General features: G+C 72.6%; 24 protein-coding genes and 1 tRNA gene. 15 read left to right on the top strand and 10 right to left on the bottom strand.

Annotated features, from left to right (window positions below; all coding sequences use genetic code 11):
• Positions 1-250: 250 nt before the first annotated feature.
• Positions 251-1,708, bottom strand: coding sequence for a diguanylate cyclase (locus C8054_RS22035; RefSeq protein WP_107159644.1), 1,458 nt, complete (start codon positions 1,706-1,708; stop codon positions 251-253).
• 164 nt (positions 1,709-1,872) lie between these two features.
• On the opposite strand from C8054_RS22035, the gene C8054_RS22030 reads away from it, so the two are divergent.
• The 3 genes from C8054_RS22030 (at position 1,873) to C8054_RS22020 (ending at position 5,496) form a co-directional block, all read left to right on the top strand.
• Positions 1,873-2,652, top strand: coding sequence for a phosphodiesterase (locus C8054_RS22030; protein ID WP_107159642.1), 780 nt, complete (start codon positions 1,873-1,875; stop codon positions 2,650-2,652).
• A gap of 8 nt (positions 2,653-2,660) precedes the next feature.
• Positions 2,661-3,446: a histone deacetylase gene (locus C8054_RS22025; RefSeq protein WP_233219884.1), complete on the top strand. Its 786-nt coding sequence runs from the start codon at positions 2,661-2,663 to the stop codon at positions 3,444-3,446.
• Between the two features lie 307 nt (positions 3,447-3,753).
• Positions 3,754-5,496, top strand: a complete 1,743-nt coding sequence (locus tag C8054_RS22020; protein WP_107159640.1) for a bifunctional UDP-sugar hydrolase/5'-nucleotidase — start codon at positions 3,754-3,756, stop codon at positions 5,494-5,496.
• A 150-nt stretch (positions 5,497-5,646) separates the two neighbouring features.
• Here C8054_RS22020 and C8054_RS22015 read toward each other — a convergent pair whose 3' ends face one another.
• Positions 5,647-6,936 carry an MFS transporter gene (locus C8054_RS22015; protein ID WP_107159638.1) on the bottom strand — a complete coding sequence of 430 codons (1,290 nt, stop codon included), beginning with the start codon at positions 6,934-6,936 and terminating at the stop codon, positions 5,647-5,649.
• 110 nt (positions 6,937-7,046) lie between these two features.
• Here C8054_RS22015 and C8054_RS22010 point away from each other — a divergent pair, with 110 nt between their 5' ends.
• Positions 7,047-7,520: a hypothetical protein gene (locus tag C8054_RS22010; protein WP_199199874.1), complete on the top strand. Its 474-nt coding sequence runs from the start codon at positions 7,047-7,049 to the stop codon at positions 7,518-7,520.
• A 47-nt stretch (positions 7,521-7,567) separates the two neighbouring features.
• Here C8054_RS22010 and C8054_RS22005 read toward each other — a convergent pair whose 3' ends face one another.
• Both C8054_RS22005 and C8054_RS22000 read right to left on the bottom strand, forming a co-directional pair.
• Positions 7,568-9,490 (bottom strand): DNRLRE domain-containing protein, encoded by a 1,923-nt coding sequence (locus C8054_RS22005; protein WP_107159636.1) that lies wholly within the window; start codon positions 9,488-9,490, stop codon positions 7,568-7,570.
• 131 nt (positions 9,491-9,621) lie between these two features.
• Positions 9,622-10,725 carry a calcium:proton antiporter gene (locus C8054_RS22000; protein WP_199199877.1) on the bottom strand — a complete coding sequence of 368 codons (1,104 nt, stop codon included), beginning with the start codon at positions 10,723-10,725 and terminating at the stop codon, positions 9,622-9,624.
• A 184-nt stretch (positions 10,726-10,909) separates the two neighbouring features.
• Between C8054_RS22000 and C8054_RS21995 the strand changes: the two genes are divergently transcribed.
• The 3 genes from C8054_RS21995 to C8054_RS21985 all read left to right on the top strand — a co-directional run bounded on the left by C8054_RS21995 (position 10,910) and on the right by C8054_RS21985 (position 12,494).
• Positions 10,910-11,197, top strand: a complete 288-nt coding sequence (locus tag C8054_RS21995) for a hypothetical protein (protein WP_146179953.1) — start codon at positions 10,910-10,912, stop codon at positions 11,195-11,197.
• 627 nt (positions 11,198-11,824) lie between these two features.
• On the top strand, positions 11,825-12,019 hold the full coding sequence (locus tag C8054_RS21990; protein WP_107159630.1) for a hypothetical protein: 195 nt from the start codon (positions 11,825-11,827) through the stop codon (positions 12,017-12,019).
• Positions 12,020-12,284: 265 nt separating this feature from the next.
• Positions 12,285-12,494 carry a hypothetical protein gene (locus tag C8054_RS21985; RefSeq protein WP_107159628.1) on the top strand — a complete coding sequence of 70 codons (210 nt, stop codon included), beginning with the start codon at positions 12,285-12,287 and terminating at the stop codon, positions 12,492-12,494.
• A gap of 108 nt (positions 12,495-12,602) precedes the next feature.
• On the opposite strand, the gene C8054_RS21980 is transcribed toward C8054_RS21985, so the two are convergent.
• Positions 12,603-12,679 (bottom strand) — tRNA-Pro (locus C8054_RS21980).
• Between the two features lie 135 nt (positions 12,680-12,814).
• Positions 12,815-13,708: a metallophosphoesterase gene (locus C8054_RS21975; RefSeq protein ID WP_107159625.1), complete on the bottom strand. Its 894-nt coding sequence runs from the start codon at positions 13,706-13,708 to the stop codon at positions 12,815-12,817.
• 25 nt (positions 13,709-13,733) lie between these two features.
• On the opposite strand from C8054_RS21975, the gene C8054_RS21970 reads away from it, so the two are divergent.
• A complete protein-coding gene (locus tag C8054_RS21970; protein ID WP_107159623.1) occupies positions 13,734-14,189 on the top strand; it encodes a GatB/YqeY domain-containing protein in 456 nt (151 codons plus the stop codon).
• A gap of 67 nt (positions 14,190-14,256) precedes the next feature.
• On the opposite strand, the gene C8054_RS21965 is transcribed toward C8054_RS21970, so the two are convergent.
• Positions 14,257-16,698 (bottom strand): transglycosylase domain-containing protein, encoded by a 2,442-nt coding sequence (locus C8054_RS21965; RefSeq protein WP_107159666.1) that lies wholly within the window; start codon positions 16,696-16,698, stop codon positions 14,257-14,259.
• Positions 16,699-17,098: 400 nt separating this feature from the next.
• On the opposite strand from C8054_RS21965, the gene C8054_RS21960 reads away from it, so the two are divergent.
• Positions 17,099-17,422 carry a WhiB family transcriptional regulator gene (locus tag C8054_RS21960; protein WP_107159621.1) on the top strand — a complete coding sequence of 108 codons (324 nt, stop codon included), beginning with the start codon at positions 17,099-17,101 and terminating at the stop codon, positions 17,420-17,422.
• Between the two features lie 19 nt (positions 17,423-17,441).
• Here C8054_RS21960 and C8054_RS21955 read toward each other — a convergent pair whose 3' ends face one another.
• Genes C8054_RS21955 through C8054_RS21945 form a run of 3 tightly spaced genes read right to left on the bottom strand, consistent with a single transcriptional unit; the run spans position 17,442 to position 20,258 of the window.
• The gene (locus C8054_RS21955; RefSeq protein WP_199199873.1) at positions 17,442-18,593 is read right to left on the bottom strand and encodes an ArsA-related P-loop ATPase; all 1,152 of its coding nucleotides are present in this window, start codon (positions 18,591-18,593) and stop codon (positions 17,442-17,444) included.
• 55 nt (positions 18,594-18,648) lie between these two features.
• Positions 18,649-19,623 (bottom strand): ArsA-related P-loop ATPase, encoded by a 975-nt coding sequence (locus C8054_RS21950; protein WP_107159619.1) that lies wholly within the window; start codon positions 19,621-19,623, stop codon positions 18,649-18,651.
• 26 nt (positions 19,624-19,649) lie between these two features.
• Positions 19,650-20,258, bottom strand: coding sequence for a hypothetical protein (locus C8054_RS21945; protein ID WP_107159617.1), 609 nt, complete (start codon positions 20,256-20,258; stop codon positions 19,650-19,652).
• Between the two features lie 334 nt (positions 20,259-20,592).
• On the opposite strand from C8054_RS21945, the gene C8054_RS21935 reads away from it, so the two are divergent.
• The 6 genes from C8054_RS21935 to C8054_RS21910 all read left to right on the top strand — a co-directional run bounded on the left by C8054_RS21935 (position 20,593) and on the right by C8054_RS21910 (position 26,779).
• Positions 20,593-21,039, top strand: a complete 447-nt coding sequence (locus C8054_RS21935; protein ID WP_107159615.1) for a hypothetical protein — start codon at positions 20,593-20,595, stop codon at positions 21,037-21,039.
• A 62-nt stretch (positions 21,040-21,101) separates the two neighbouring features.
• Positions 21,102-21,257: a DUF4177 domain-containing protein gene (locus C8054_RS21930; protein ID WP_013289021.1), complete on the top strand. Its 156-nt coding sequence runs from the start codon at positions 21,102-21,104 to the stop codon at positions 21,255-21,257.
• A 3-nt stretch (positions 21,258-21,260) separates the two neighbouring features.
• A complete protein-coding gene (locus C8054_RS21925) occupies positions 21,261-21,722 on the top strand; it encodes a RidA family protein (RefSeq protein WP_107159613.1) in 462 nt (153 codons plus the stop codon).
• A gap of 119 nt (positions 21,723-21,841) precedes the next feature.
• A complete protein-coding gene (locus C8054_RS21920; protein WP_107159610.1) occupies positions 21,842-22,636 on the top strand; it encodes an MBL fold metallo-hydrolase in 795 nt (264 codons plus the stop codon).
• Entirely contained in the window at positions 22,633-26,208 is a 3,576-nt protein-coding gene (locus C8054_RS21915) for an adenylate/guanylate cyclase domain-containing protein (protein WP_107159608.1), read from the top strand. The genes C8054_RS21920 and C8054_RS21915 overlap by 4 nt, the downstream gene beginning before the upstream one ends.
• Before the next feature lie 100 nt (positions 26,209-26,308).
• Entirely contained in the window at positions 26,309-26,779 is a 471-nt protein-coding gene (locus C8054_RS21910) for a hypothetical protein (protein ID WP_107159606.1), read from the top strand.
• Positions 26,780-26,807: the final 28 nt, after the last annotated feature.

The following is a 26,807-nucleotide window of genomic DNA, read 5'->3' as shown; positions in this document are numbered from 1 at the left end:
ACGCGGCTACCAGCGTCCGACTAACCCACGACCTCACACGGACCAAGGAGCGACGACGTCAGCGAGCGACCGACACGATTTTCAGCCCGGAACGGGCCACCTCGCCAGAGGCGACAAGGACTAACCCCCTAACCCCGCGCGCCCCGCGCCCGTTGCGCATGCCCAGATTCACGGAAAGAGTGGCTATGCGGGCCCGGATAGCCACTCTTTCCGTGAAACAGGGCGCGGGGTGAGGGTGAGGGCGGGTGGGTCAGGCGGCGGACAGGTGGACGCCGTCTCGGCCGTGCCGCTTCACCGCGTAGAGGGCCTGGTCGGCGCGGTGCAGGGTGCGCTCCGGGGGCTCGTCGGGGCGGGGCAGCGCGATGCCGACGCTGATCGTCCGGCCGGTGCGGCGGGCCGCCTCGGTGAGCCGCTCGGCGATCCGGACCGCCTCCTGCGGATGGCTCACCTCGATCACCGCGAAGAACTCGTCGCCGCCGGTCCGGTACAGCTCGTCGCCCTGCCGTAGCGCGCCCTCCAGCGCCCGGGCCAGCCCCACCAGGAGCCGGTCGCCGGCCTGGTGGCCGTACGTGTCGTTGACGTGCTTGAACCCGTCCACGTCGATGGCCAGCAGCGCGGTACGCCCCGGCGTGGCGGTGGCGATCCGCTGCCCGAACGGGCCGGTGTGCCGCAGCCCGGTGAGCGGGTCCGAACTGGCCTGCTCGCGCAGCCGCGCCAGCGTCCGTAGCCGGTCCAGACAGGTCCACGCCTGCCCGGCCAGCAACTCGATCAGGTTGACAGTGGTCGGGTCGGGCCGCAGTGACCGTCCGTCGGCGACCAGCAGCACACCGCCGCTCGACGGCGTGCCGACCGGCACCGCCACCAGTGTGCGCGCGCCGGCCCGGGTCAGCGGCAGGTACTCCTCGGTCGGCGGGTGCCCCGCCTCGCCCAGCGTGTACGCCGACCCGTAGCGGTGGGCGCGGTCGATGATCCGGTCCAGCGTGGCGGGGCCGGCCTCGGCCAGCTCGGCCCGGATCCGCGCCTCCAAGGCCCCCGGGGTGTCGGTGGGCGCGCCCAGCCGGGGGCCGCCGCGACCGGTGAGCACCAGCACGGCGGCGGAGAGCGCGGACACGTCCCGGGCCGCGGCGATGGCGGCGGTCATCAGGTCCCAGTCGGTTCCGGCGGCGGTGAACGCGGCGGCGTGCCGGAGCAGCTTCTCGCTGCGGCTCTCGGCGGGTGGGCCGCCGAGCGCCGCGATCCGGGTGCCGAGCCGGTCGGCCAGCCGCTCGGCGGTCTCCTGCCAGGGCGCCAACGTGATCGGTTCGCTCCACTGGAGGTCGAGCACGCCGATCGGGCGGCCGGCCGGGTCGCGTACCGGCACGCAGAGTTCCGTGGTGACGTCCGGGCGGATCGGGAGGTAGTCGGGGTCGGCGGCGACGTCGGGCACGGCGGCGGTCTCGCCGGAGGCGTAGACCCGCCGCACCACCGACGGTTCGGGCCGGTGCCGGGCCGGCCCGGCATCGTCGGCGGTCGCCGGGACGTGGGAGAAGACCTGCCAGGCGCCGGTGGCCGCGACGCACCGGAGGCGGTCGTGGACGCGGAGCAGGACGGAGGCGGTCGCCGGGGTGTGGCGGGCGAGCGCGGCGACGGTCCACTGGCACGCCTCCGGCACGGTCGACGCCGTGGGAAGGCGCACCGTGACGTCGCGGAGGACTCGCTCGTGATCCACGTCGTTCCTGCTCGGAGGGGGTGGGTTCGCGATCAAGCGTACTCAGCGGGACCGCCGTCGACCTTCGTACACATGTGCTATCCACAGGCTGTGGACGCGGCCTGTGGGCAACGCGTGGGCCGGGGCGGCGGTAGCGTGAGGAGTCCCGGCCCGAGGAGGCGCCGATGCTCATCGCCCAGCTCAGCGATCCGCACGTGACCACCGGCCCGCTCGCCGCCGAGCCGGCGGCCGGCCTGCACCGGGCGCTCGGCACGGTGCTCGCCCTGCGCCCCCGGCCCGACTGCGTGGTGATCACCGGCGATCTCACCGGCCACGGCCGGCCGGACGAATACCTCGCCCTCCGCGAGATCGTCGGGCGGTTCCCGCTGCCGGTCCACCTGGCCGCCGGCAACCACGACGACCGCGAGTCGCTGCTCGACACGTTCGGCGGCACCCCCCACCTGGCCGGCGGTTTCTCCGCGCACTACCACGTCGACCACCCGGAGGCGACGCTCGTGGTGCTCGACTCGCTCACCCCGGGCGGCTCCGGCGGTCGCCTCGGCGACGAGCAGCTCGACTGGCTCGACGGGGTGCTCGCCGGCCGGCCGGAGGTGCCCGCCGTCGTGTGCCTGCACCATCCGCCGGTCGCGGTGGGCCTCCCGGCCGCCGACGCCATCCGGCTCGCCGACGCCGACGCGCTCGCCGCCGTGATCGCCCGACACCCCCACGTCGTACGCGTCGCCGCGGGCCACCTGCACCGCCCGGTGACCAGCGCGTTCGCCGGTACGGTGCTGACCTGCGCGCCGAGCACCTGGATCCAGGCCAGCCTGACCATGGCCGACGGGGACGAGATCGGCTGGGTCGCCGAGCCGACCGGGTTCCTGCTGCACCGGGTCGCCGACGGTGGCTGCGTCACGCACACCGTCCAGGTCAGTCACGCCGCCGGCCGGACGTGCGGGTTCTGAACGCTCCGGTGTCCCTGCTCTGGTACGTCGCGTACGGGTCGAACCTGCACGCCGCGCGGCTCGACCGGTACCTGCGCGGCGGGCGCCCGGCGGGCGGGCTGCGCACGTACCCGGGCTGCCGGGACTGCCGACCGCCGCGCCGGATGGTCCCGGCGCTGATCCCCGGCGGCGTCTACTTCGCCGGCGAGTCCCGCGCCTGGACCGGCGGCATGGCGTTCTACGACCCGGAGTTGCCCGGCCGGGCGGCGGTCCGCGGCTACCTGGTCACGGCCGAGCAGTTCGCCGACATCGCCGCCCAGGAGATGTACCGGCCGCCCGGCGCGGATCTGGCCGGGATCCGCGCGGCGGTCGCGACCGGTAGGGCCACGCTCGGTCCGGGCCGGTACGAGACGCTGCTGCGGGTCGGGGAGCGCGACGGCCGGCCGATGCTCACGTTCACCGCCCCGCACCGCGCGGTGGCGGTGCCCTGGACCCGGCCCGCCCCGGTCTATCTCGGCATGCTGGCCCGGGGGCTGCGGGAGGCGCACGGCTGGGGTGTGGCGCACACCGTCGACTATCTGTCCGGCCGGCCGGGTGTCGCCGGGCGGTGGAGCCGGGCGGCGCTCCGGAGGCTGGTCGGTGCCGCCCACGTCGCGGTCACCGACCCGCCCTCCGGTGTCCAGGTCGAGTTCGGACAGTCCGCTCCGACCGCCGGACCGGTGGACATGAACGGCCGTTCGGCCGGCGACGGATGGCCCGCCGGGAGTTTTTCCGGTCAGGAAGGTTGCCACGGCAACGTTTTCGGCGTGACATGAGCGACGGCGCCGGCTCCCTGGTCCCTGGGGGCCGGCGCCCTTTCGTGACCGGCGTGCGCCGTGCGGGAATTCACCCGACGGTCATGTCGGACTCGTCGGGCAGACCGGCACGGGTCGCCTGGTGCGGTGAACATTCCGGATGCCACCCCGGTCGACCTGCGGCCCGGTGGATGAGAAGCTACCCCGGGCGGGGCGGCGTTCCCCCGAGTGCCGCCTTCCGCGATCGACCCCTGTCACGGCACGCGTCAGGGTCGCCGGGCGAACCATCGTCCGGGCAACCACGCGCCGGTATCTCACGAGGAGTTCCATGTCCGTCCCCGGGATGCGCCGCCGGGCCGCCGTCGGCCTGGCCGCACTCGCCGCGACCGCGTTCACCGCCGTCGCCGTCACCCCCGACCAGGCTGAGGCCCACTCGAAGCCGGTCGACGTCCAACTGCTCGCGATCAACGACTTCCACGGCAACCTGGAGCCGCCGACCGGCTCCAGCGGCACCATCGACGGGCAGGCCGCCGGTGGCGCCGAATACCTGGCCAGCCACCTGAAGGCCATGCGCGCCGCGGCGCAGGCGCAGGGCAAGGGCACCGTCACGGTCGCCGCGGGCGACCTGATCGGCGCCTCGCCGCTGCTCTCCGCCGCGTTCCACGACGAGCCCACCATCGAGGAGATGAACCTCGCCGGGCTCGAGTTCGCCAGCGTCGGCAACCACGAGTTCGACGAGGGCGCCAAGGAGCTGCTGCGGATGCAGCGCGGCGGCTGCCACCCGGTGGACGGCTGCGCCGACGGCACGCCGTTCGAGGGCGCCAAGTTCAAGTACCTCTCCGCCAACGCGTTCAAGACCTCCACCGGCCTGCCGCTGATGCAGCCGTTCGGCATCAAGATCGTCAAGGGTGTGCCGATCGGCTTCATCGGCATGACCCTGGAGGGCACCCCGAACATCGTCAGCCAGCAGGGCGTGGCCGGGCTGCGCTTCACCGACGAGGCCGACACCGCCAACAAGTACGCCAAGATCCTGCGCCTGCTCGGCGTCAAGAGCATCGTCGTGCTGCTGCACGAGGGTGGCGTGCAGAACGGCGGCGGCATCAACGACTGCACCGGCTTCAGCGGCCCGATCGTCGACATCGCCAACCGGATGGACCCGGCGATCGACGTGATCGTCAGCGGCCACACCCACGCCGCGTACAACTGCAACATCAACGGCAAGCTGGTGACCAGCGCCAGCTCGTTCGGCCGCCTCGTCACCGACATCAACCTGAAGATCGACCCGCGTACCCGGGACGTGGTCAGCGCGTCGGCGAACAACGTGGTGGTCACCCGGGACGTCGCCAAGGACCCGGCCTCGACCGAGCTGATCAGCCGGTACAAGACCGCGCTCGGCCCGGTGGCCGACCGGGTGGTCGGTGAGACCACCACCGCGATCACCAAGACCCAGGAGAACCTGTACCAGACCGGGGTCGACGCCAACGGCAAGCCGACGTACCAGACCGGTGAGTCGCCGCTGGGCAACGTGATCGCCGACGCCCAGCTCGCCGCCACCGACACCGAGCAGAACGCGGTCGCCGCGTTCATGAACCCTGGCGGCGTCCGCGCCGACCTCGACGCCGGCCCGGTCACCTACGCCGAGGCGTTCACCGTCCAGCCGTTCGCCAACAACCTGGTGACGCTGGACCTGACCGGCGCGCAGCTCTACTGCATGCTGGAGCAGCAGTTCACCGTGGCGCGGGTGCTCTACGCGTCCTCGTCCGTGCACTACGTGGTGGACGTCAACGGCACCACCGCGCCGGCCGGCACGCCGTGTGCCGGCAGCCGGGTGGTCCGGGGCAGCCTCACCATCAACGGCACCCCGGTGACCGACACCGCGACCTACCGGGTCACGGTGAACAACTTCCTCGCCGGTGGCGGCGACGGCTTCAGCGTCCTGACCGGCGGCACCAACGCGGTGACCGGCCAGATCGACCTGGACGCCTTCACCGCGTACCTGACCGAGAAGTCGCCGGTGTCCGCGCCGGCGCTGGACCGGATCCAGACCACCGCGGAGGTCCCCGCCGCCTGACGGTGACCGACACCGAGAACGGGCCCCGGAGCGACGCTCCGGGGCCCGTCCCCGTCCTCGCCCGCGCCTCCCCGCTCGGCGATCAAGGAGTTCGCGTCCGGCGGAGCACGGAAGGGTGGCACGAACTCCTTGATCGACGGTCGGGGGCGGTCAGGCCGTGGAGGCGGGGTGGGGGTCCGGGGTGCGGGTGAGGGCCGGGCGGCCGTCCTGAGCCGCGCTGAGCAGAGGGCGCAGGGACAGGGCGAGCAGCGAGGCGGCCAGGCAGCCACCCACCACGACCGCCACCCAGACCCGTCCGTCCGCCGCGCCGATCAGCGGCCCGGCGGTGACCGGACCGACGACACCACTGATCCCGAAGATCATCGAACTCATCGCGTTGTAACGGCCGCGCAGCTCGTCGGTGGCCAACGCGTTGGTCAGGGCGGGCATGACCGGCGACAGCATCGTCTCGCCGAACCCGAAGATCGCCGAGCAGGCCACCACGCCGAGCGCCGCGAGCAGCGCGTTGCCGCCACCGACCACACCGGCCGCACCGAGCACCAGCCAGGCGCCCGCGAAGACCGCGCCGACCAACGCCAGCGCGCCGGTGCGGCTGCGTCCCTCCAGCCGCCGGAGCACCAGCAGTTGGGAGAGCACGATCATCACGGTGTTCGCGGCGAGCGCCCAGGCCACCACCCGCGGCGTCACCTCCACCACCCGCACCGAGTACGCCGCGAAGCCCACCTCGATCTGCGCGTACCCGCAGGTGGTGAGCACCAGCCCGAAGACGACGAGCCGGCGGAACGGCCGGTCCCGCAGCACCGTCAGATAGCCGCCGGCCGCCGGCGCGGCATCGCCCCCGTCCGCGACCGTGGCCGGCCGGCGCCCCACGTGCGGCAGCGTGAGCAGGATCAGGGCCGGGGTCAGGTAACTCGCCGCGTCGAGCAGGTAGATCGCCTGGAACGTGACCGGACGGGCCACGTCGACCACCGCCCCGGAGATCAGGCCGCCGACGCCGATGCCGAGGTTGAGCAGGGCGAAGTTCAACCCGAAGACCCGCTGCCGCTCACCGTCGCCGGTGAGCGACGCGAGGATGGTGTTCTGCCCGGCCCAGATCGCCGAGCTGCCCACGGCGACCAGGGTCATCACCCCGAACGCCGAGGCGGTGGAGTCGACCAGGGCCAGCGAGCCGGTGCCGACGGCCTCGACGACCAGGCACGGCAGCACCACCCGCCGAGCGCCGAACCGGTCGATCAGCGTGCCGCCCAGCGGCGACAGCGCCAGTGTCACCGCGCCGAACCAGCCGATCACCAGACCGGCGCGGGCGTCGGTGAGGCCGCGTACGTCGGTGAGGTAGATGAACAGGAACGGCAGGGTGAGGCCGCGGCCGACGGCGGAGAGCAGGGTGCCCAGGAGGATCCGCCGGGCTTCGGGACGAGCGGGCAGGGAGCGGCGCAGCATGGCTGGGATTCTGGGCGGCGGGTACGACGGCCGCGACCCGTTTACCCTCGCCCCGGACGGGCGCGGAGCCGGAAGGTGAGCAAGCCCACCCGGTCTGCCATGCTGGCCCGGTGACCATGACCTGGCGTCATCTGCCCGCCCCGGCCCGCGAGATCGCCGTGGCCGCCACGGACGCGGTCGACGCGGCTCGGGAGCGGGACGCCGAGGCGTACCGGCCGGCGGTGGAGCGGCTCGCCGCCGCCGACCGGGCCGGGCTGGTGCTCGGCGGCGCGGTGCGGCTGCTGCTGGAGGAGGGGCATCCGGACGGGCTGGACGGCGACGACGTACGCCAGGTGCTGGAGCGCTGCGCCCGGTCGGCTGCGACGTGGTGGCCCGACGTCGACCCGCACGTGCTGCTGGTGCTGCTGGCCGGCGCGCTCGGCGTCTACGACCCGGGCGACGACGAGAACCCGCCCGACCCGGCGGCGGTCGCCCGGCACGCCCCGCTGCTCGTGGCCGACCTGCTGGCGGTCACCGGACGCCCGTTCGCCGACTACCTGAGCGCGGCGTTCGCCGAGGTGGCCCGCACCGAGCTGCACGACTGACGGGGCGGGGCGGACGGTCCCCGTCCACCCCGCCCCGCTCCCACCGATCAGGCGGTGCCGGCGACCTCGAACGAGTACCAGTTGGCGTACTCGCTGAACGTGCCGTCGGCCTTGACCGCGAAGACCGTCAGGGTGATCCACCCGCTGGTCTGCGGCGTCCACGTCACGGTCGCCCGACCGTCACCGTCGGCGGTCACGTCGGTGAACTCGCCGTCGTCGCCGAACGCGTACCGGTAGGTCGCCACGTCGGTCCACCCGGGCGGCGGCGAGAAGGTGAAGGTGCCGGGCACCCCGACCCCGCCCACCGGGCTGCCGTCGGCCGGTCGCTGGTAGACGTCCGACCGGACACCCGGCCACGGGTTGAACGTGGCGTACCAGTTGGTCTCCTCGGAGACGAACCCGTTGGCGCTGCGGCTGCGGATCGTCACCCGGTGACCGTTGGGGTTGCTCGCCCGGAAGCTGAACCAGGCGACGCCGTCCTCCTCGGGCCGCCGGGTGTCCGTCGGCTCGTTGTCGAGGGTGATCTCGTACTCCTCGACGCCGGTGAGCCCCGGCGCCGGGGTGATCTTCAGCAGCACGTCCTGGTTCCACTCCGGCGGACCGCCCTGCACCTCCACCTGCGGCGCGGACCAGGGCACGTTCACCTCGTAGACCACCTGCCCGGAGGCGTTGCCGGCCAGGTCGACCGAGCGTACGGTGAGCCGCTGCGGACCGGCGTTCGGCGGGCTCATCGTCACCGTCGCCGTGCCCCCCGGCGCGTCGGCACGGATGGTGCCGGGATGACTCAGCGGGTCGGTGCAGACCAACTGGCCGACGTCACCGCCGGACTCGCAGCCGCCCACGCCGAGCTGGGACCACGAGTACTGGAAGCCCGCCACGTCCTTCTTGCCGTTGCCGGAGAACGTGAAGACACCCGGCTCGCCGGCCGGCACCCACTGACCGGTCTCCGACGAGGGGTAGTTCGACGAGGTCACCGTCGGCGCTGCCGGTGCGGTGGCGTCGTAGCTGAAGTAGCACTTCTTCGACCAGGCGGACGTGTCCGCGCCGTCACCGACGCGGGCCTGCCAGACGTACGAGGTGCCGTCGGCCAGCGCGTCGGCGGGCAGTTGGACCGTGTTCGCCCGGCCCGAGCTGCCGTGCTCGCCACTCAGCTCCCGCCGCTGCTCCGGGTGACCGACCGGCCAGAACGCCACATCGGTACGCAGGCTGCGCTGGTCCCACTCGTCGGCGTCGGAGCCGACCGCCTGGAGCACGTGGGCGAAGGAGCCGATCTTCGGGTACGGCCGCAACTGGGTGCAGGCGAAGCCGCCGTTGTAGAGGCGCGTGTTGTCGACCGTGGGCAGCGAGTTGTACTGCACGCTGAGCTGGACCTGCTTGTACCAGTTCAGCTCACGCGCGTACGTCGGGTCCGACTCGTACTGCTCCGGCACCCGGAGCAGGAAGGTGATCCGCCGCTGCTTCTGCGCCACCGCCTCCTGGACGGCGGCGCCCACGTCGAAGGAGATGGTGGCCCGGGGGCAGTACTCCGGCGTCACGATCTCGTCGAGCTTGCCGATCGGCTCCGGCTGCCGGTTCCAGGTGGGGGTGGAGCCCACCTGCTTCGTACGCCAGATCTCGATCGCCCGCTTCGTGCAGTCGGCGGCGGTCTGCTCCTGGATGAAGACCTTTCCGCCGTAGATCTTCCGACCGCCCTCGAACTGGGACAGGTCGAAGGTCGCGTAGATCCGCGAGGTGTGCGACTTCCCGGCGTCGTCGACCCGGGTGCCGAGCGGCATGTTGACGCCCTCGGCCCAGTTGTACGCCTTGGCGGGGGTGGCCGAGTCGACCCAGCCGCCCTGCACCTGGGGTGGGGTGGTGTAGTGCGGCGCCGCCACAGCGGCGCCGTCGGTGGTGACGACCGTCAGCCCGGTGACCCCCAAGGTCAACCCGAGCAGGCCGATGAGGCCACGACGTGGCCTGACACTGAACACAGTGGATGTCCTCCCGTTACCGTCCGGGCACCCGCCCGGACAGTTACGAGCATCAAACCGTTTCCCGTTCGGGGCGGGCAATGGCCTTTCGGCCGATCACCGGCCGCGCGGGAGGCGGACTTCCGCCCCGGTCACGGGCTCGCGGCCAGGAAGACGAACGCGGCGAGCAGCACCAGGTGCACCCCGCCCTGGAGCACGGTGGCCCGCCCCGGCACCACGGTGAGCACGGCGGTCACCGCGGTCAGCGCCAGCAGCGTCATCTGGGTGCCGCCCAGCCCCAGCAGCAGCGGGCCGTCCAGCCAGATCGAGGCGATCGCGATGGCCGGGATGGTCAGGCCGATACTGGCCATCGCCGAGCCGAGCGCCAGGTTCAGACTGATCTGTACGCGGTCCCGGCGGGCGGCCCGGGCGGCGGCCAGCGTCTCCGGCGCCAGCACCAGCAGCGCGATGACCACGCCGACGAACGCCTGCGGCAGGTTGGCCGCCTGCACGGCCGACTCGATCGCCGGGGAGATGGTCTTCGCGTCGCCGACCACCGCGACCAGCGCCACCACCAGCAGCGCCAGGCTGGCCAGCGCGGTACGCGTGGACGGCGGCTCGGCGTGCCCGTCGCCGTCGGTGTCCTCCGCCAGGATGCTGCCCTCCTGGGTGACCGGGAGGAAGTAGTCGCGGTGCCGGCCGGTCTGCACCATCACGAACAGCAGGTAGAGCGCGAGCGAGGCGACCGCCGCGAAGGCGAGTTGACCGGGGGAGAACTCCGGGCCGGGCCGGCTGGTGGTGAACGTGGGCACCACCATGCTGAGCGTGGCGAGCGTCGCCACGGTGGCCAGCGCCCCGCCGGTGCCTTCCGGGTTGAACACCGCCACCTGCCGGCGTAGCGCGCCGAGCAGCAACGACAGGCCGAGGATGCCGTTACAGGTGATCATCACGGCGGCGAAGACGGTGTCCCGGGCCAGCGCCTGCGTCTTGTCCCCACCGCTGATCATCAGCGTGACGATCAGGCCGACCTCGATCACGGTGACCGCGACCGCCAGCACCAGCGAGCCGTACGGCTCGCCCACCTTGTGCGCCACGACCTCGGCGTGGTGGACGGCGGCCAGCACGGCGACGGCGAGCAGGGCCGCCACCACGAAGATCAGCGCGCCAGGTAGCTCCCGCCCCCAGGTGAAGACGAGCAGGAGCACGGCGAGCACGGGTACGACGGTGGTCCAATCGGTCAGGCGGGATCGGATCATCGCTGGCATGCGTCTACCTTGCCAGGTGAACCGGCCGGCCGCCCGCAGCGAGCGTGCAGGCCTGTCGGCGTTGGTGCTACCGCATCGGACATGAGTCGGCGGGACGCACATCGCAGAATCCTTGCCGGTCTCGCGAAGACGTGTCAGGCTAGCGACGAAGAGTTTCGTCGGACAAAATGCAGGGGTGGCAAGGTACAACGGGTACTCGTGGGCGCAGGCCGCAACCAAACACGGCATTTCTCGATCTCGGTCGCAGTACGTGATCGAGCATTGCGGTCAGCCGTACGTGCTGGCGCCGGAACCTCCCGAGCGACCCGAACGGCTGCTGTTCCTGGGTGACGACAAGGGCGGCGTTCCCCTTGAGGTCCTCGGCATCGAGTTGCTGGACGGGACTCTGCGAGTGATCCACTCGATGGAGATGCGACCCAAGTACAACCGGCCATACAGGGAGGCGAAGCCATGGCGGGTGTGACGACACGAGCAACGGAGGGCGAAGTCACCACGCCCACTCCTGACAGGACCAAGGCGCAGGGTCGAGCCGTCAAGCGCAAGCGTGCGGCGGAGACTGAAAGGGTCATACCTACTCAGAGGGGCGAGGCGATGACACCCCGGACCGGCGGGCGGCAGACCAAGGGCGGAGTACGGCTGACTCCGCAGATGGAGGCTGCCCTGACAGCCGAAGCAGAAGCGGGTTTCGACCTTGACAAGCTCACTCCACGGCGAGTCGGTCGACCATCCCTGTCCGCCCAGGGCGGGGCCTCTCACAGACTCAGCGTGCGGGTTGACGACCAGACCTTCCAAATGATTCAGAAGGTGGCGGAGCTGACAAACCGTCGACCGAGTGAGCTGGTTCGAGAAGTGCTGCAAGCGGCATATCCCAGCAAATAAGGACCAACAACGCTCCGGCAGCTCCTACTCCTTGACCCTCAGGCAACCGACACGCTTCTCCCAACCTGGCAGTCTCCGCTCCTCCAGCGGCGGCAGGTGTCCACCGTCATCCGTGGTGGTCCGCCGCCGCGCGTGCCGATCGTCACCCAATTAGTCACCCGACCCAGGCCAGGGCCTCGCTCCCTTACACCGACTCCGTTACGGTCGCATTGTGGATCCTCGATCTAAACGAGCGGATGCCAGACGGGTACTCGGCACGCTGTTGCTGGTCGCTGGCTTCCTGGCCTCGCTGCTCACCATGTCTTCGGGCTATGACGGCGTGAAGCCGTATCTCGTTGCGTTTTTCCTCATCCTGACTGGCATCGGGCTGCGCATAGAGGCGGCCATCACTGACCGGAAGTTGTAGCCCTCGACTTGGCCGGCCGGCCGGGCGTCGTGGTCGACAGGCTGCCCGACCAATCGCACGAGTGCGCCGTCAGCCTGAAGAACCTCATCGAGGTGGCGGGCCGTCCCGGACGTCGGAGCCTTCGCGCATCGGACGGTACACCTCAGCGCCACGCTACGTAACGCCACGTTGCTCTGGCCGTGGGGAGTTCTGCTGGCTATCACCGCCGCTGATCCTGCGGGCATGACGCGCCTGGGTCTGGCGCTGATGCCGTAGCGTCGCAGACATGGCGAAGGTGGTGGTATCGCTCGCGGTGCTCGTGGTGTTGGGGCTAGTGGTCGCTGTCCTCGTGAGCTGGCGAGACCGGAATCGGCTCTCGTCGGAGGAGGACGTGACTGCGGTCGACCAAGCCGGCGTCGACCAGCACCGACACGAAGCGGAGCGCCACTTCGCGTCAGGTATGGCTGCGCGGCATCACAATCCCCCCAGTACGTGAGTAAGGCTTCAGGCACTCGACTCACGACCGGGATCGTGGGGCCGTTCGACGTCTGCCCCGGGAAACGCCAGAGGGCACATCCAGAAACTGGACGTGCCCTCTTACCTCTGGTCGGGGTGGCCGGATTCGAACCGACGACCTCTTCGTCCCGAACGAAGCGCGCTACCAAGCTGCGCCACACCCCGAGGCGTGCCGACAAATAGTAGCCCACCCGTCTCCGGGGTCCAACTCGGTACCCCCACCCCACGCGGCACCTGGATCTTGGCACGGATTCAGCCCCGCCGAGGGCCGATCCGTACCAAGATCGCCAGAGGCGAGCGTCAGCGGGGGATCAGGGTCAGGATGCTCGCCTCGGGTGGGCAGGCGAAGCGCACCGGGGCGGTCGGGTGGGTGCCCAGGCCGGCGGAGACGTGCAGCCAGGAGTCCGAGCCGGGCCAGCGGTGCAGCCCGCGCGCCATCGACCGGGGCAGCCCGCAGTTGGTCACCAGCGCGCCGTACCCGGGTACGCAGACCTGCCCGCCGTGGGTGTGCCCGGCCAGCAGCAGCCCGAAGCCGTCGGCGGCCATCCGGTCCAGCACGGCCGGCTCCGGCGAGTGGGCCAGCGCGATCGACAACGCGACCTCGGCACCGACCGGCCCGGCCACCGCGTCGTAGTCGTCCCGCTCGATGTGCGGATCGTCCACGCCGACGACCTCGATCGCCCGCCCGCCGGCCTTGAGTGTGGTGCGGGCGTTGTTCAGGTCCGCCCAGCCGGCGCCGGTGAGGATGCCGCGCAGTTCCTCGTACGGCAGCGACACGCCGTCGGTGTACTCCCGGTCGGGCAGGAAGTAGGAGAACGGGTTCTTCAGCACCGGCCCGGTGTAGTCGTTGGAGCCGAACACGAACGCGCCGGGCAGGTCGAGCAGCGGCTGGAGCGCGCGCAGCACCCCGGGCACCGCCTCCGGGTCGGCCATGTTGTCGCCGGTGACCACCACCAGGTCCGGGTCGAGCGCGGCCAGCGAGGCCACCCAGTCCTGCTTGCGCCGCTGGTTGGGCATCATGTGCAGGTCCGACAGGTGGAGCACGCGCAGCGGTTCGGCGTCGGTCGGGAGCACCGGCACGTCGTACCGGCGGAGGGTGAACAGGTTGCGCTCGACGAGCGACGCGTAGGCCAGCGTGGCCGCGCCGGCGGCGGCGGTTCCGGCCGCGAGCCGGAATAGTGTGCGCTTTCGCATGCTGTTCAGGGTAGTTTCACCGACCATGAGCACGCTGAAGGACCGTCTCACCACCGATATGCGCGCCGCGTTGAAGGCGCGCGACGAGCTGACCACCTCCACGCTGCGGATGGCCCTCGCGGCCGTCGGCAACGCCGAGGTCGCCGGCCGCGAGAAGCGCGAGCTCAGCGACGACGAGGTGCTCGCGGTGCTGACCAAGGAGGCGAAGAAGCGGCGCGAGGCGGCCACCGCGTTCGCCGATGCCGGGCGCGCGGAGCAGGCCGGCAAGGAGACCGCCGAGGGCGAGGTGCTGGAGCGCTACCTGCCGAAGCAGCTCCCCGACGACGAGCTGGCCGAGCTGGTCGCGGGGGCGCTCGCCGCGGGCGGCTTCACCGGCAAGGCGCAGATGGGCCCGGCCATGAAGGCGGCCCAGGCGGCGGTGGCCGGCCGGGCCGAGGGGGGCCGGGTCGCCGCCGAGGTACGCCGCCAGCTCGGCCTGTAGACGCGCCGACCGCAACGGAACGGGCGGGCCCCCGCTGGGGTGCCCGCCCGTCGTCGTCGTTCGCCGGTCAGCCGCGGCCAGGGCGTCCCGGCCGGCCGTTGCCGTTGCCCGGCGGGTTCGCCGGCCCGCCCGGCCCGGTGGAATCGCCCGGCTTCGGCGCGCCCTGGCCGGAGCTGACCTCGATCAGCACCACGCCGCCCTTGATGGTGCGCCCGTCCGGGCTGGTGCCGGCCGCGGTGCCGGCCGGGCACTCCGACGGCACCTTGTTGCTGGACACCACCGGCTCGAAGCCGGCGCCCTTGATCCGCGACTTGGCGGTGTCGACGGACTCACACTTCACGCCGGGGATCGAGCGCTGGTCACCCATCACGATCTTGCCGTCCGGCGGGGTGAAGTTCTTCCGTTCCTTGCCCTTCATGGCGTCCCGCAGCGTCTCGTAGACCGCCGGGTTGATGCCGTTGGGCACGTCGTGGCCCATCTGCTGGTTGGTCTGCGCCCAGTCCGGGTCGGCCATGATGCCGGCCACCGCGTACTGCTTGGTCATCGCGACCAGGGCGGACGTCTTCTCCGAGTCGGTGGTGCCGGACTTGCCGGCCACCGGCGCCTTGACGATGCCGCGGACGTTGCCGGCGGTGGCGGTGCCGCACTTCGACGTGGCGGAGCGGTCACCGACCGGGCAACGGGCGGCGTCCACGGCGGCGCGGGCCACCTCGGTGCTGACCCGCTGCTCGCAGCGCGGGTTGGCGATGTCGAGCTTGTCGCCGTCCGGGCCGCGGATCTCCTGCACCGGGATCGGCTCGCAGTATTTCCCGTCGGCGGCCAGCGTGGCGTACGCGTTGGCCAGCTCCAGCGGGGTGGTCTGCGAGACGCCGAGGCTGAACGCGCCCCACTGGTGCGGGTTGGCCGCGAGCTTGGCGTCCTCCGACGAGCGGAAACTGATGCCGAGCTTCTGCGCCGCCTTGACCACGTTCTCCGCGCCGACCCGCTGCTGGAGGTCGATGAAGAACGTGTTCACCGAGAAGCCGAAGCCGCTCCACATGTTGTGCATGCCGGCCATCGACTCGCTGGCGTTCTGCGGGCAGTACTTGTTGGTGCCCGGGCAGGCGGCCGGGGAGTTGAACTCGACCGGGTAGTCGGACTTGAAGACCTTCTGCGCGTTGATGCTGTAGCTGAGCGGGTAGCCCTTCTCCAGCGCGGCCACCAGTGTGAAGATCTTGAAGGTCGAGCCGGCCTGGTAGCCGGAGATGCCGGGGCCGCCGGTGACCAGCGGGTTCACCGTGTTCGGGTAGTTGCCCCGGATCTTCTTCTTCGCCTTGCGCGGGTCGCTGGAGAGCTTGTTCTGCGGGTTCTTCGGGTCGTCGATTTTGAACTTCCGGTTCACCGCCACCGCCCGGACCCGGCCGGTGCCCGGCTCGATCGCGGCCACCATCCGGGCCGCCTTGCTGCTCTCGCTCAGGTGGTTACGGACCGCCTTGTCGGCGGCCTTCTGCGCCTGCACGTCCATGCTGGTGACGATGGTGTAGCCGCCGCTCTTGAGCCGCCGCTCCCGGTCGTACGAGGTGCCGCCGAACGTCTCCTGCTGGAGCCACCAGCGGTAGAAGTAGTCGCAGAAGAAGCCCCAGGAGTTGGTGTTGGTCTGCACGCAGCCGTTCGGCGTGCGCTTGTCCCGCACCTGGAGCTTGATCTTCTTGGCGGCGTCCGCCTCGGGCTGGGTGATCGCGCCGGTCTGCACCATGTTCTGGATGACGTAGTCGCGCCGACCGACCGCCTCCGGGTAGCCGGCCTTGGTGGTTGGGTCGAACGCGGTCGGCGCCTTCACCATGCCGGCGAGCATCGCCGACTCCTGGATGTCGAGCTTGCTCGGCGGCTTGCCGAAGTAGACCTGGCTGGCGGCGTAGACGCCGTACGCGCCGTTGCCGAACGCGGCGATGTTCAGGTAGCGCTCCAGGATCTCGTCCTTGGAGAGCTCCTTGTCGACCTGGAGCGCCAGGCTCATCTCGCGCAGCTTGCGGGTGCTGGTGTCCTCGGTGGCGGCGACCACGTCGGCCGGGTGGGTGGCCGAGTAGGAGATGGCCAGCCGGACGTACTGCATGGTGAGCGTGGACGCGCCCTGCCGGGACGAGCCGGTGGACTGGTTGTTGACGAACGCCCGGGCGACGCCGTTGAGGTCCACGCCGTTGTGCTTGTAGAAGTCGTGGTCCTCGGCCGCGATGATGGCCTTCACCATGTACGGCGAGATGTCCTTGAGCTTGACGTCCTTGCGGTTCTCGTCGTACATGGTGGCGAGCGGCGTCTTGCCGTCGGAGGCGAGCAGATAGGTGATCTGCGGGGCCCGGGCCACCGTCAACTCCTTGGGCAGCGCGCCGAACGTCTCCGAGCCGGCCTTCGCGGCCAGCCCGGTCATCGCCACCGCGGGGAAGGCCGCCGCGGCGACCACCACGCCGGCCAGCAGGCCGCAGATCAGCAGCGATGCGGCGTTGGTGAAGACATTGTGGTCACGTTTCCGCATCCAGGTCACCTCGACAGGGTACGCGAGCAGGGATCGGCCGCCGCACGGGGAACTTTCCCCATTTCCATCCCGCGCCGGCCTCGTTGTGCTAAACGCACGAACCCTGGCACAGGGTTGCGTGAGATCCGCAGAAGTCTCCGCCGATCGGGGGATCGGCGCGGCGTTTTTCCGTACCGGAGCCGGGTAGACGGCCGGCGAAGGCCCGGCTCGCCGGGAGTGTCCAGAAATTAGGGATTTCGCCGACAACGTTGCGTAATCGGGTGACTACACAGCATGATGGTGACGGCGATCGCAGCCACACGTCGTCCGTGCCGCCCTGGGGAGGCCGGCCGGACGACCGGGGGAAGTTCGCGGCTGCTCGCGCGACGTCGGTATGTACTGCAAGGGGGGACGTGTACAGATGGGCATGATCACTGACTGGCCGTCACTGGCGGCGTGTCAGAACGGGGACCCGGACGCGTTGTTCGTACAGGGCGCCGAACAGAACGTGGCGAAGAGGATCTGCCGGAGCTGCCCAGTTCGGTACGAGTGCCTGGCCGACGCGCTCGACAACCGGATCGAGTTCGGCGTGTGGGGCGGCATGACCGAACGCGAGCGCCGCGCGCTGCTCCGCCGTCACCCGCAGGTGACGAGTTGGCGCAAGATGTTCGAGGCGGCCATGAGGAAGAACGCCAAGGAGAAGGCCGGCAAGGACAAGATCCTGGTCACCACCGCCACCTCCTGACGGGGCCCGGCCGGCGGGTTCACCGCCGGCTGATCGCCTCGCCGATCGTCCGCAGCCCGTCGACGTCGTGCACGTCGGCGGGCTGCGCCGGCACCGACACCGCCGGCACCGCCGGGAACGCCTCGGTGAACCGGGCCGCCACCCGCTGCTCCCGGACCGACTGCTGGGCCAGCGCGGCATGCGCCCGCAACACTTCGACGGTGCCCTCGTGCCCGCCGACGTCGGCCAGCCGCTCCGCCGCGGCCAGGCTCCGCTCCGCGGACAGCCCCGGCGCGGCGGGCTGGTGCACCCGGTTGAGCACCAGCCCCGCCAGCGGCATCCGCTCGTCCCGCAACCGGCCCGCGAAGTAGGCGGCCTCCCGGACCGCGTCCGACTCCGGCGCCGCGACCAGCAGGAACGCGGTCTCGTCGGCCTGGAGGATGCGGTACGTCTGCTCGGCCCGCTGCCGGAACCCGCCGAACATCGAGTCGAGCGCGGCGACGAAACCGGACAGATCGGTGAGCAGTTGTGCGCCGAGCACCTTCTGCACCACCTTGGAGAACATCCCGAAGCTCGCCGTCACCAGGCTGAACATGCTCCGCCCACCGCTGCGCGCCGGGGCCAGCAGCAGCCGCAGCATCCGGCCGTCGAGGAACCGGGACAACCGGGCCGGCGCGTCGAGGAAGTCGAGCGCGGAGCGCGACGGCGGCGTGTCCACCACGATCAGGTCCCAGTCGCCGCGGGCGTGGAGCTGGCCCAGCTTCTCCATCGCCATGTATTCCTGCGTGCCGGCGAAGGTGGAACTCATCGCCTGGTAGAAGGGGTTGGCGAAGATCTCCGCCGCCTTCGCCGGGTCGGTGTGCTGGAGCACCACGTCGTCGAACGTGCGCTTCATGTCGAGCATCATGGCGTGCAGCTCGCCGCCGCTGGTCTCGACGTCGAGGCCCTTGACCTGCCGGGGGGTGTTGTCCAGCTCGGTCAGGCCGAGCGACTGGGCCAGCCGGCGGGCCGGGTCGATGGTGAGCACCACCGTCCGCCGGCCGTGCCGCTCGGCCGCCCGCAGCGCCAGGGCCGCGGCGGTGGTCGTCTTGCCCACGCCGCCCGCCCCGCAGCAGACCACGATCCGCACGCCGGGGTCGGCGAGGATCTGGTCGACGTCCAGCGGAGGCGCCGCGTCTTCGGAAGGCACCAATCGAGCGTATCGGTCCCGAGGGGCTCTCTGCTCCGCAGCCGGCCCCAGGTGTGAGTCAATCCGCCCGGACGAGCGTCCCGGCCAGCGTCTCCAGCCCGACCCGGTCGACCCCGTCGGGCAGCAGCGGCAGCTCGATCAGGGGCAGCCCCAACTCCACCAGGTCACCGCGGAGCGAATCCTCCAGCTCGCGGCGTACCCGCTGGTCGCGGGCCTCCTCGGCGAGGCCGGCCACGGTCCGGGCGTCGGTCGGCAGGCCAGCGGCGGCCAACCCCCGCTTCAGCTCGGCCGCGGTCACCGCGCGACCGGCCGGCACCGGCGGACGGACGCCGTTGACGATCACCTGGCCCACCGGGAAGCCGAACTGGGTCAGGTCGGCCACCGCGTCGAGCGTCTCCTGGACCGGCATCTCCTCCAGCAGCGTGACCACGTGCACCGCGGTCATCGGGGAACGGAGCAGCGCGGAGACACCCTCGCTCTGGGTCTTGATCGGGCCCACCTTGGCCAGCCGGGCGGTTTCCGCGGTGACGTTGAGGAAGCGGCCGATCCGCCCGGTCGGCGGCGCGTCGAGCACCACCGCGTCGTACGCCCGGCGGGACCCGCTGGTGCGGGTGGTGGCCTCCTTCACCTTGCCGGTGAGCAGCACGTCACGCAGCCCGGGGGCGATCGTGGTGGCGAAGTCGATCGCTCCGAGCTTGCGCAGCGCCCGGCCGGCGGCGCCGAGCTTGTAGAACATGTCCAGGTATTCGAGGAGCGCCTCCTCGGCGTCGACCGCCAGCGCCCGCACCTCACCGCCGCCGGGCGCGTCGGTGAGGTGCCGCTCCTCGTACGGCAGCGGGTCGGTGCCGAAGAGCTGGGCGATGCCCTGCCGCCCCTCGACCTCGACCAGCAGCGTGCGCCGGCCCCCGGCGGCCAGCCCGAGGGCCAGCGCGGCGGCCACGCTGGTCTTCCCGGTGCCACCCTTGCCGGTCACCACGTGCAGGCGGCCCGGCCATCTGCCGGCGGACTCGGCCGGCTGCTCACTCGCTGCCATCCGTCGAGCCTAACCAGCCGCCGGGATCAGCCGACCTCGCAGACCCACCAACCCGTCTTCCGCACCACGGTGAAGCGCAGGTCCTGATCGGCGACCTTCTCGTCGGCGGTGGTCATGGTGACCTTGGTGGAGACCGTGGCCCGGTCCCCGGTCTGGTTGTCGACCGTCGGGTTGGTCCAGCGGAACCGGGGGTTCTGGTACTGCCCGGCGTACTTCTGCACCTCGGCGACCTTGGCGGCGATCTTCTCGTCGTCGCGGGCCGCGGAGCAGACGAACGTGGCCGCCTTGTCGGCGTCCCGCTCCTGGTAGACGGCCTTGAGGAAGCCGTCCACCGCCACCTGCGGCTCCGGCGCGCCCTGGCCGTCCGCGCCGTCGCGGAGAGCGAGGAACGCGGCGGTGCCACCGCCGCCGCACAGCAGGACCGCCGCGGCCAGCACGAGCGAGACGATCAGCAGGGTCGGGCGTTTGCGCGGCGGCGCGAGCGGCGGGTACGGCGGGTGGCCGAGCCCCGGCGGCGGGCCGGCGCCGGGCGGCGGTTGACCGGGCCCGGTCGGCGGGAGGGCCCCGCCGGATGCGGGCTGCGGAATCGGGTCGCCGGGCGTGCCGGTGGTGCCACCGGCGGGCGGTTGGGTCATCGGTCTCCCCCGGGTTGCGGCGCGCCCGTCGCCGCCCCAGGCGACGGGCACGGGGTCGAGGTGGTGGGTGCGCGACCGCGCGCGCCCAGTCCGGAAGGGTAGCGGTCGGCGGGCCGCTTGCCAGCCCCGCGTCATGGCGTCCCGGACGCGAGAGCGCCGTCGCGTTCCGGACCAGCCTTGTGTCGCATATGTGACTCGACGTGATCATTCATGCGCGTCCCGTTGTCGGGGCGGCCGGCCACGTCCTACGTTCGTCGCGACACGGCGGCCGGACCGGGGGATTCCGAGCCGCGCAGTGGTGCCCATGAACAGGTATGACGTCCGGAGGCAGCGGATGCGCGACGCGGAGAACGTTCCCCGAGCCCAGTTTCCCCCCGGTGACCGGGCCGCCCGGCCCGGGGACGCCGACGGCCCCGGCGCGGGCACACCGTTCAACGAGCGCTCGTACCGGCCCCCGGTCGAGGTGGTCCGCACGCTGCTCCGGCCGGCCGGCCGCCGGCGGGACGAGGATGAGCCGGGCTACGTCATCCACCTGCCGGTGCGGGTGCCCGACCTGGCTGCCGCGACCGCGCTCGCCGGCATCGTGGCCACCTCGCTCGGCTTCCTGGCCGAGCTGGACGCCGGCGAGACCACCGTCTCCACCGCCGACGACCAGAACAACCGGCACCGCGTCTTCTGTGACCTGCTGCTGCCCGACCGCAGTCGCTGCCCGCAGCGCTACGAGCACGAGGGCCCCTGCGGCGAGTCGCCCGCGCCGGAGCAGCGTCCCGCGTCTGGCTGAGGCGGTCGGACCGTAGGCTGTGCCTGACCGAAGTCCAAGTCAGGCAAGGGAGCCTTCCTCCGATGCAGAAGTGGGAATACGCCACGGTCCCGCTGCTGGTCCACGCGACCAAGCAGATCCTCGACAACTGGGGTGAGGACGGCTGGGAGCTGGTCTCCGTGGTGCCCGGACCGAACCCGGAGCAGCTCGTCGCGTACCTGAAGCGTCCGAAGGGCTGACCAATGAGCAACGGACCGCACGCGAAACTCGCCGAACTCGGTCTGGCGCTGCCCGAGGTGGTGCCGCCGGTGGCCAGCTACGTGCCGGCCGTCCAGTCTGGGCAGCACGTCTACGTCTCCGGTCAGCTCCCGATGGCCGACGGCAAGCTGCTCGCCACCGGCAAGGTCGGCAACGGTGTCTCCGCCGAGCAAGCGAAGGACCTGGCGGAGCGGTGCGCGTTGAACGCGCTCGCCGCGATCGACGCGCTGGTCGGGTTGGAGAACGTCGTCAAGATCGTGAAGCTCTCCGGCTTCGTGGCCAGCGCGCCCGGCTTCACCGGCCAGCCCGGCGTCATCAACGGCGCCTCCGACCTGTTCGGCGCCGTCTTCGGCGAGGCCGGCCGGCACGCCCGCAGCGCGGTCGGCGTGGCGGAACTCCCCCTCGACGCCCCGGTCGAGGTCGAGGTCATCGTCGAGGTCGCGTAACGCCCCGTCCCCCGCGATCTTGCAGTTTCCGCCCCGGCGGAAGCCTCGAACGAGGACAAACTCCGGGCCGGAAGTGCAAGATCGCGGAGGAGGGCGGTCGGGGTCGTACGATCGCTGCCATGGGTGGGCGTGTGACGGGGGCCGCAGGGGCTCTCGCGGAAGAGTTGCCGGGATGGGTTTCGCTGCTGCGGGCGCCCAACCCGGGGCCGATGACGCTCGACGGGACGAACACCTGGGTGCTGCGGGCCGGGCCGGACGCGCCGGCAGTGGTGGTCGACCCGGGCCCGGCCGACGAGGGGCACCTGGCCGCGATCGCGGCGCACGGGCCGGTCGGCTGGGTGCTGATCACGCACGGGCACCCGGACCACACCGAGGGCGCGCCCCGACTGCGTGAGCTGCTCGGCGGCGTGCCGGTGCTGGCCGCCGACCCGGCGCACACCGCCGGGGGTGCGCCGCTGACCACCGCGACCACGCCCGACGCCGGCCTCGGCCTCCGACTGCTGCCCACCCCCGGGCACACCGCCGACTCGGTCTGCCTGCTGGTCGAGCACGCCGGTGAGCGGGTGGTGCTGACCGGCGACACCATCCTCGGCCGGGGCACCACCGTGGTCGCCCACCCGGACGGGCACCTCGGGGACTACCTCGCCAGCCTGGAACTGCTCTCGGCGTACCGGGGGATCCCGGCGCTGCCGGGCCACGGCCCGGCGCTCGCCGACTGCGGCGCGGCGGCCGAGTTCTACCTGGCCCACCGGCGGGCCCGGCTCGACCAGGTACGCGCCGCGGTGGCCGCGGGCGCCCGCACCGCGCCGGAGGTGGTCGCCGTGGTCTACGCCGACGTCGACCGGTCGCTGTGGTGGGCCGCCGAGTGGTCGGTCCGCGCCCAGCTCGAACACCTCGGGGTGGAGCAGCCGTGACCTGCCCGGTGTGCGGGACCGTCGCCGTGCCCGGCGCGCGGTTCTGCCACAACTGCGGGGCGGCGCTGCCGGCCGCCGCCACGCTGCCGGCCGCCGAGCGCCGGGTGGTCACCGTGCTCTTCGGTGACCTCTCCGAATTCACCTCCTGGTCGGAGGACCTGGACCCGGAGCGGGTCGGCGCGGTCACCGACCGGGTGCTCGCCGCGCTGGCCGGCGCGGTCAAGACGTTCGGCGGGCACGTCGACAAGCTCACCGGCGACGGGATCATGGCGGTCTTCGGTGCGCCGGTCGCGCACGAGGACGACGCCGAGCGGGCGGTCCGCGCGGCGCTGTCCATGCAGCGGGCCGTCCGCCGGGTGCTCGACGACGAGCGGGGCGGCGGCGCGCCGCTCGGCCTGCGGGTCGGGCTCAACACCGGGGACGTCATCGCCGGCATCCAGGCCGCCATCGAGTACACCGTCATCGGCGACACGGTGAACACCGCCGCGCGCCTCGCCGACGCCGCCGCGGTCGGCGCGATCTACGCCGGCGCGCGGACCTCCACCGCCACCCGGCACGTCGCCTCCTGGCGGGCGCTGCGCCCGCTGCGGCTCAAGGGCAAGCGCGAACCCGTGGAGGCGTACGAGCTGCTGGGCCTGCTGGACGCGCCGGGCACCCGGTCCGGCCTCGGTGACGAGGCGCCCTACGTGGGCCGGGAGACCGAGATCGGCCGGATGGCCGGCCGGCTCGCCGAGGTGATCGACCGGGGTGAGCCCCGGGTGCTGCTGATGACCGCCGAGGCGGGCATCGGCAAGTCCCGGTTCGCCGCCGAGGTGGAGCGCCTCGCCGCCGGCTACGACGTCGGCGCCGGCCGGTACGCGGCGCACACCGGCGCCCGGGTGCTGTCGGTCCGCTGCGCCGCGTTCGGCGAACGACGCCGGCTGGCGCCGCTGGCCGACCTGGTCCGCGCCGCGGTCGGCCTGCCCAACGACGCGGCGACCGCGGTGACCCGACCGGCCGTCGAGGAACGCCTGCGCCGGCTCGGCCAGCGCCTCGCCCGGCTTCCCGGCGACCCGCCGCCGATCGCCGTGGACCAGCTTCTGGCCCTGCTCGGGTACGCCGAGCTGCCACCCGCGACGGAGAGCGTCGAGTGGAACGCCGCCACCGGACCGGCGGACGCCGAGGTGGTGCCGAACGCGGTCGCGGACCTGCTCAGCGCGCTGGCCGGCGAGGCCCCGCTGGTGATCGTGGTGGACGACCTGCACGACGCCACCGCCGAGACGGTCAAGGCGCTCGCGTTAACGCTCAACCGGCTCACCGGGCCGGTGCTGGTGCTGCTGCTCGGCCGTCCCGAGCTGGTGCGTACCGCCGGCGCGCTCACCCGGCTCGCGGACGCCGAGGTGCACGCGTTGCCGCCGTTGCGCGGTGCGGACGCGGCCCGGCTGCTGACCAGCTACCTGGCCGGGGGGCGGCTGCCCCAGGCCGACGCGGACCGGCTGCTCGCCACCGCCCAGGGCAACCCGTTCTACCTGGCCGAACTGGTCACGCTGCTGATGGAACGCGGCGCGCTGACCGCCGGCGCGGGGCGGGGCGCGGACGTGTCCTGGCGGCTGGCCCCCGGCTCGCTGGGCAGCCGGCTGCTCTCCCGGGACCTGGCCGCCGTGCTCGCGGCGCGCATCGACGCGCTGCCGCCGGACGCCCGCTCGGTGCTGCGCGACGCCGCGGTGGTCGGCGACACGGTGGCCGCCGGCGCGCTGGAGGCGCTGCGCGAGCAGCGGGTCGGACGGGACGGGCGGCCCGCCGCGGTGGCCGCGGTCGAGCTGGACCGCGCCGTCGAGGAGCTGCTGCAACGTCGCATGCTGCACCGCACCCGGACCGGGTTCGCGTTCGCCACCCCGCTGATGCGGGAGGCCGCGTACACCGGGGTGAGCAAGGCGGAACTGGCCGAGCGGCACGCCGCGCTGGCCCGCTGGGCCGCCCCGGAGAGCGTGACCGAGGCGGGCACCCCGGCGGGCGGGTTCACCGAGGCGGCCCGCGACGACTTCGTCGCCGAGCACGTCGAGCGGGCCACCGCGCTCGCCGACGCGGTCAAGCTCCGCCCGGACGCGCCGGCCCGCGCGGTCGCCGGCCTGGGCGTGGCCGCGCTGGGCCGGGCCGCCCGCCGGTCGCTGCGCGTCGGGGAGCCGGCGCTTGCCGTCGAGTACGCCGAACGCGCGGCCGAGCTGGCCCGTGGCGCGGTGCCCCCGGCCGACCGGGTGGTGCACGCCCGCGCGTTGTTGCAGATCGGCCGCCCGACCGACGCGCTCGCCTCGGCCGAGAAGATCGCCGCGAACGCCGGCGAGGCCGCCACCCGGGCCGCGGCGCTGCTGCTGGCCGGGCAGGCCCAGCAGACGCTTGGTGACGCCGAGCGCGCCGAACGCAGCTACTCCGAGGCGTTGCAGGTGGCCACCGCCGCCGACCTGCCGACGCTGCGGGCCTCGGCGATGCGCCGGCTCGGCATGGCCGACTTCATCGCCGGCCGGCTGGGGCAGGCGAGCAGCCGGCTGGCCGCCTCCTACCAGGTCAGCCTCGCCGCGAAGGATCCGCGCGGGCAGGCCTGGTCGTTGCAGAACCTGGCCTGGGTGACCACCACCCGGGGCGACTTCGCCGGCACCGACGCGGTGCTCGGCCGGGCCGCCCGACTGTTCGCCGAGCTGAAGGACCCGTACGGGCGGGCCTGGTTGCGCGGCACCACCGCGTTCGCCCGGCTGCTCGCCGGCCGGCTGCGCGAGGCGTGCCGGCTGGCACAGGTGTTCCTGCCGTTCGGGGAGCGGGTCGGCGAGGCGTGGGCGGTGGGCACGCTGCGGGCGGTCGAGGCGTACGCCACCGCCGAGCTGGGCGACCTCGCCGAGGCGGACCGCGCGGCGCGGCGCGCGTACCGGGACTTCGCCGAGGTGGGCGACGACTGGGGGCAGGGGTTCGCGCTCGTGGTGCGCGGGGTGGTGGCGCGCGGGCTGGGCGAGCCGGAGCACGCCGCCGACCTGTTCTCCGACGCGTTGGAGTACGCCGCCCGCACCACCCATCCGCTGCTCACCGGCATGGCCGGCACGCTGCGCGGCTTCGTCGCGCTGGACATGGGCGACTGCGAGACCGCCGAGCGGGACGCGCGGTCGGTGCTGACCAGTGTGGAGCCGCACAACCCGCAGGCGCCGGCCCAGGTCGCGCCGCGGGTGCTGCTCGCGATGGCCCGGGTCGCGGCCGGTGACCCGGGAACCGCGGTGGGACTGCTCGCCCCGGTGGCCAGCGTGGCGGCGAACGCCCCCTCGCTGCTCATCTCCCGGCGGCAGACGATGGCCCGGTATTCTGCCGCGCTGCTCGCCCACGGCCAGCGGGAGCAGGCGTTGGACTGGGCGCAGCGGGCGGTCGCCGCCCCCGCCGAGGACGTCCGCAGCCAGGTGGTGGCCGGACTGGCGCTGGCCGAGGCGCTGGACGCCGCCGGCCGCCCGGCGGAGGCGCTGGCCAGCGCCGAGGAGGCGGTCCGCCTGGCGTACGCCACCGAGCAGCTCAGCGAGCGGGCCGCCGCGGGCGCGCTGCGGTCGCGCCTCGCCGGCTGAGCACCCCTGTTCTGCCGGTTCCGGGGATGTGCTCGTCGGTGCGGCCGGTTAGCGTGGGGCGGCCGGCGAGTGCCGTCGGAGGAGTCCGTGGGGAGGGACGATGAGGCTGCCGCGCTCCGGCGCCGGCTGGACGATCGCGGTCTTCGGGCTCCTGGCGCTGCTGCTCGGCGCGTTGGGTCTGCTCTGGCCGGAGACGCAGCTGCGCCTGCTCGGCTTCGAGGTGCCGGCCGAGCGTGCCCCCGGTGACTACACCGGCACGTTCCTCACCGCGTCCTCGATGGCCTCGTTCAACATGGGGGTCTACTACCTGCTCGCGGTGGCCACCGAGTGGCGGCCGTTCTACCGCTTCACGGTCTGGTTCCGGCTGGTCACGTTCACCGTGTTCACCATCGCGGTGCTCTCCGACGTCGCGCCGGACCGGTTCTTCGGGGTGGCCGCGTGGGAGGGGCTGGGCGCGCTCGCGACCGCCGCCGGCCTGTGGTGGGACGCCCGTCGGGGAGCCGCCGCTGCGGCGGTCCCGACCCGGTCGGACGACTCCGCGCCGGCGCCCGCCCCCGACGCGGCGCGCTGACCGACCGGGACCGTTGGGTATTTTCGAG

Source organism: Micromonospora sp. RP3T (genome assembly GCF_003027925.1).
Taxonomy (GTDB): Bacteria; Actinomycetota; Actinomycetes; order Mycobacteriales; family Micromonosporaceae; genus Micromonospora.
This window is presented reverse-complemented; position numbering and strand designations above follow the sequence as displayed.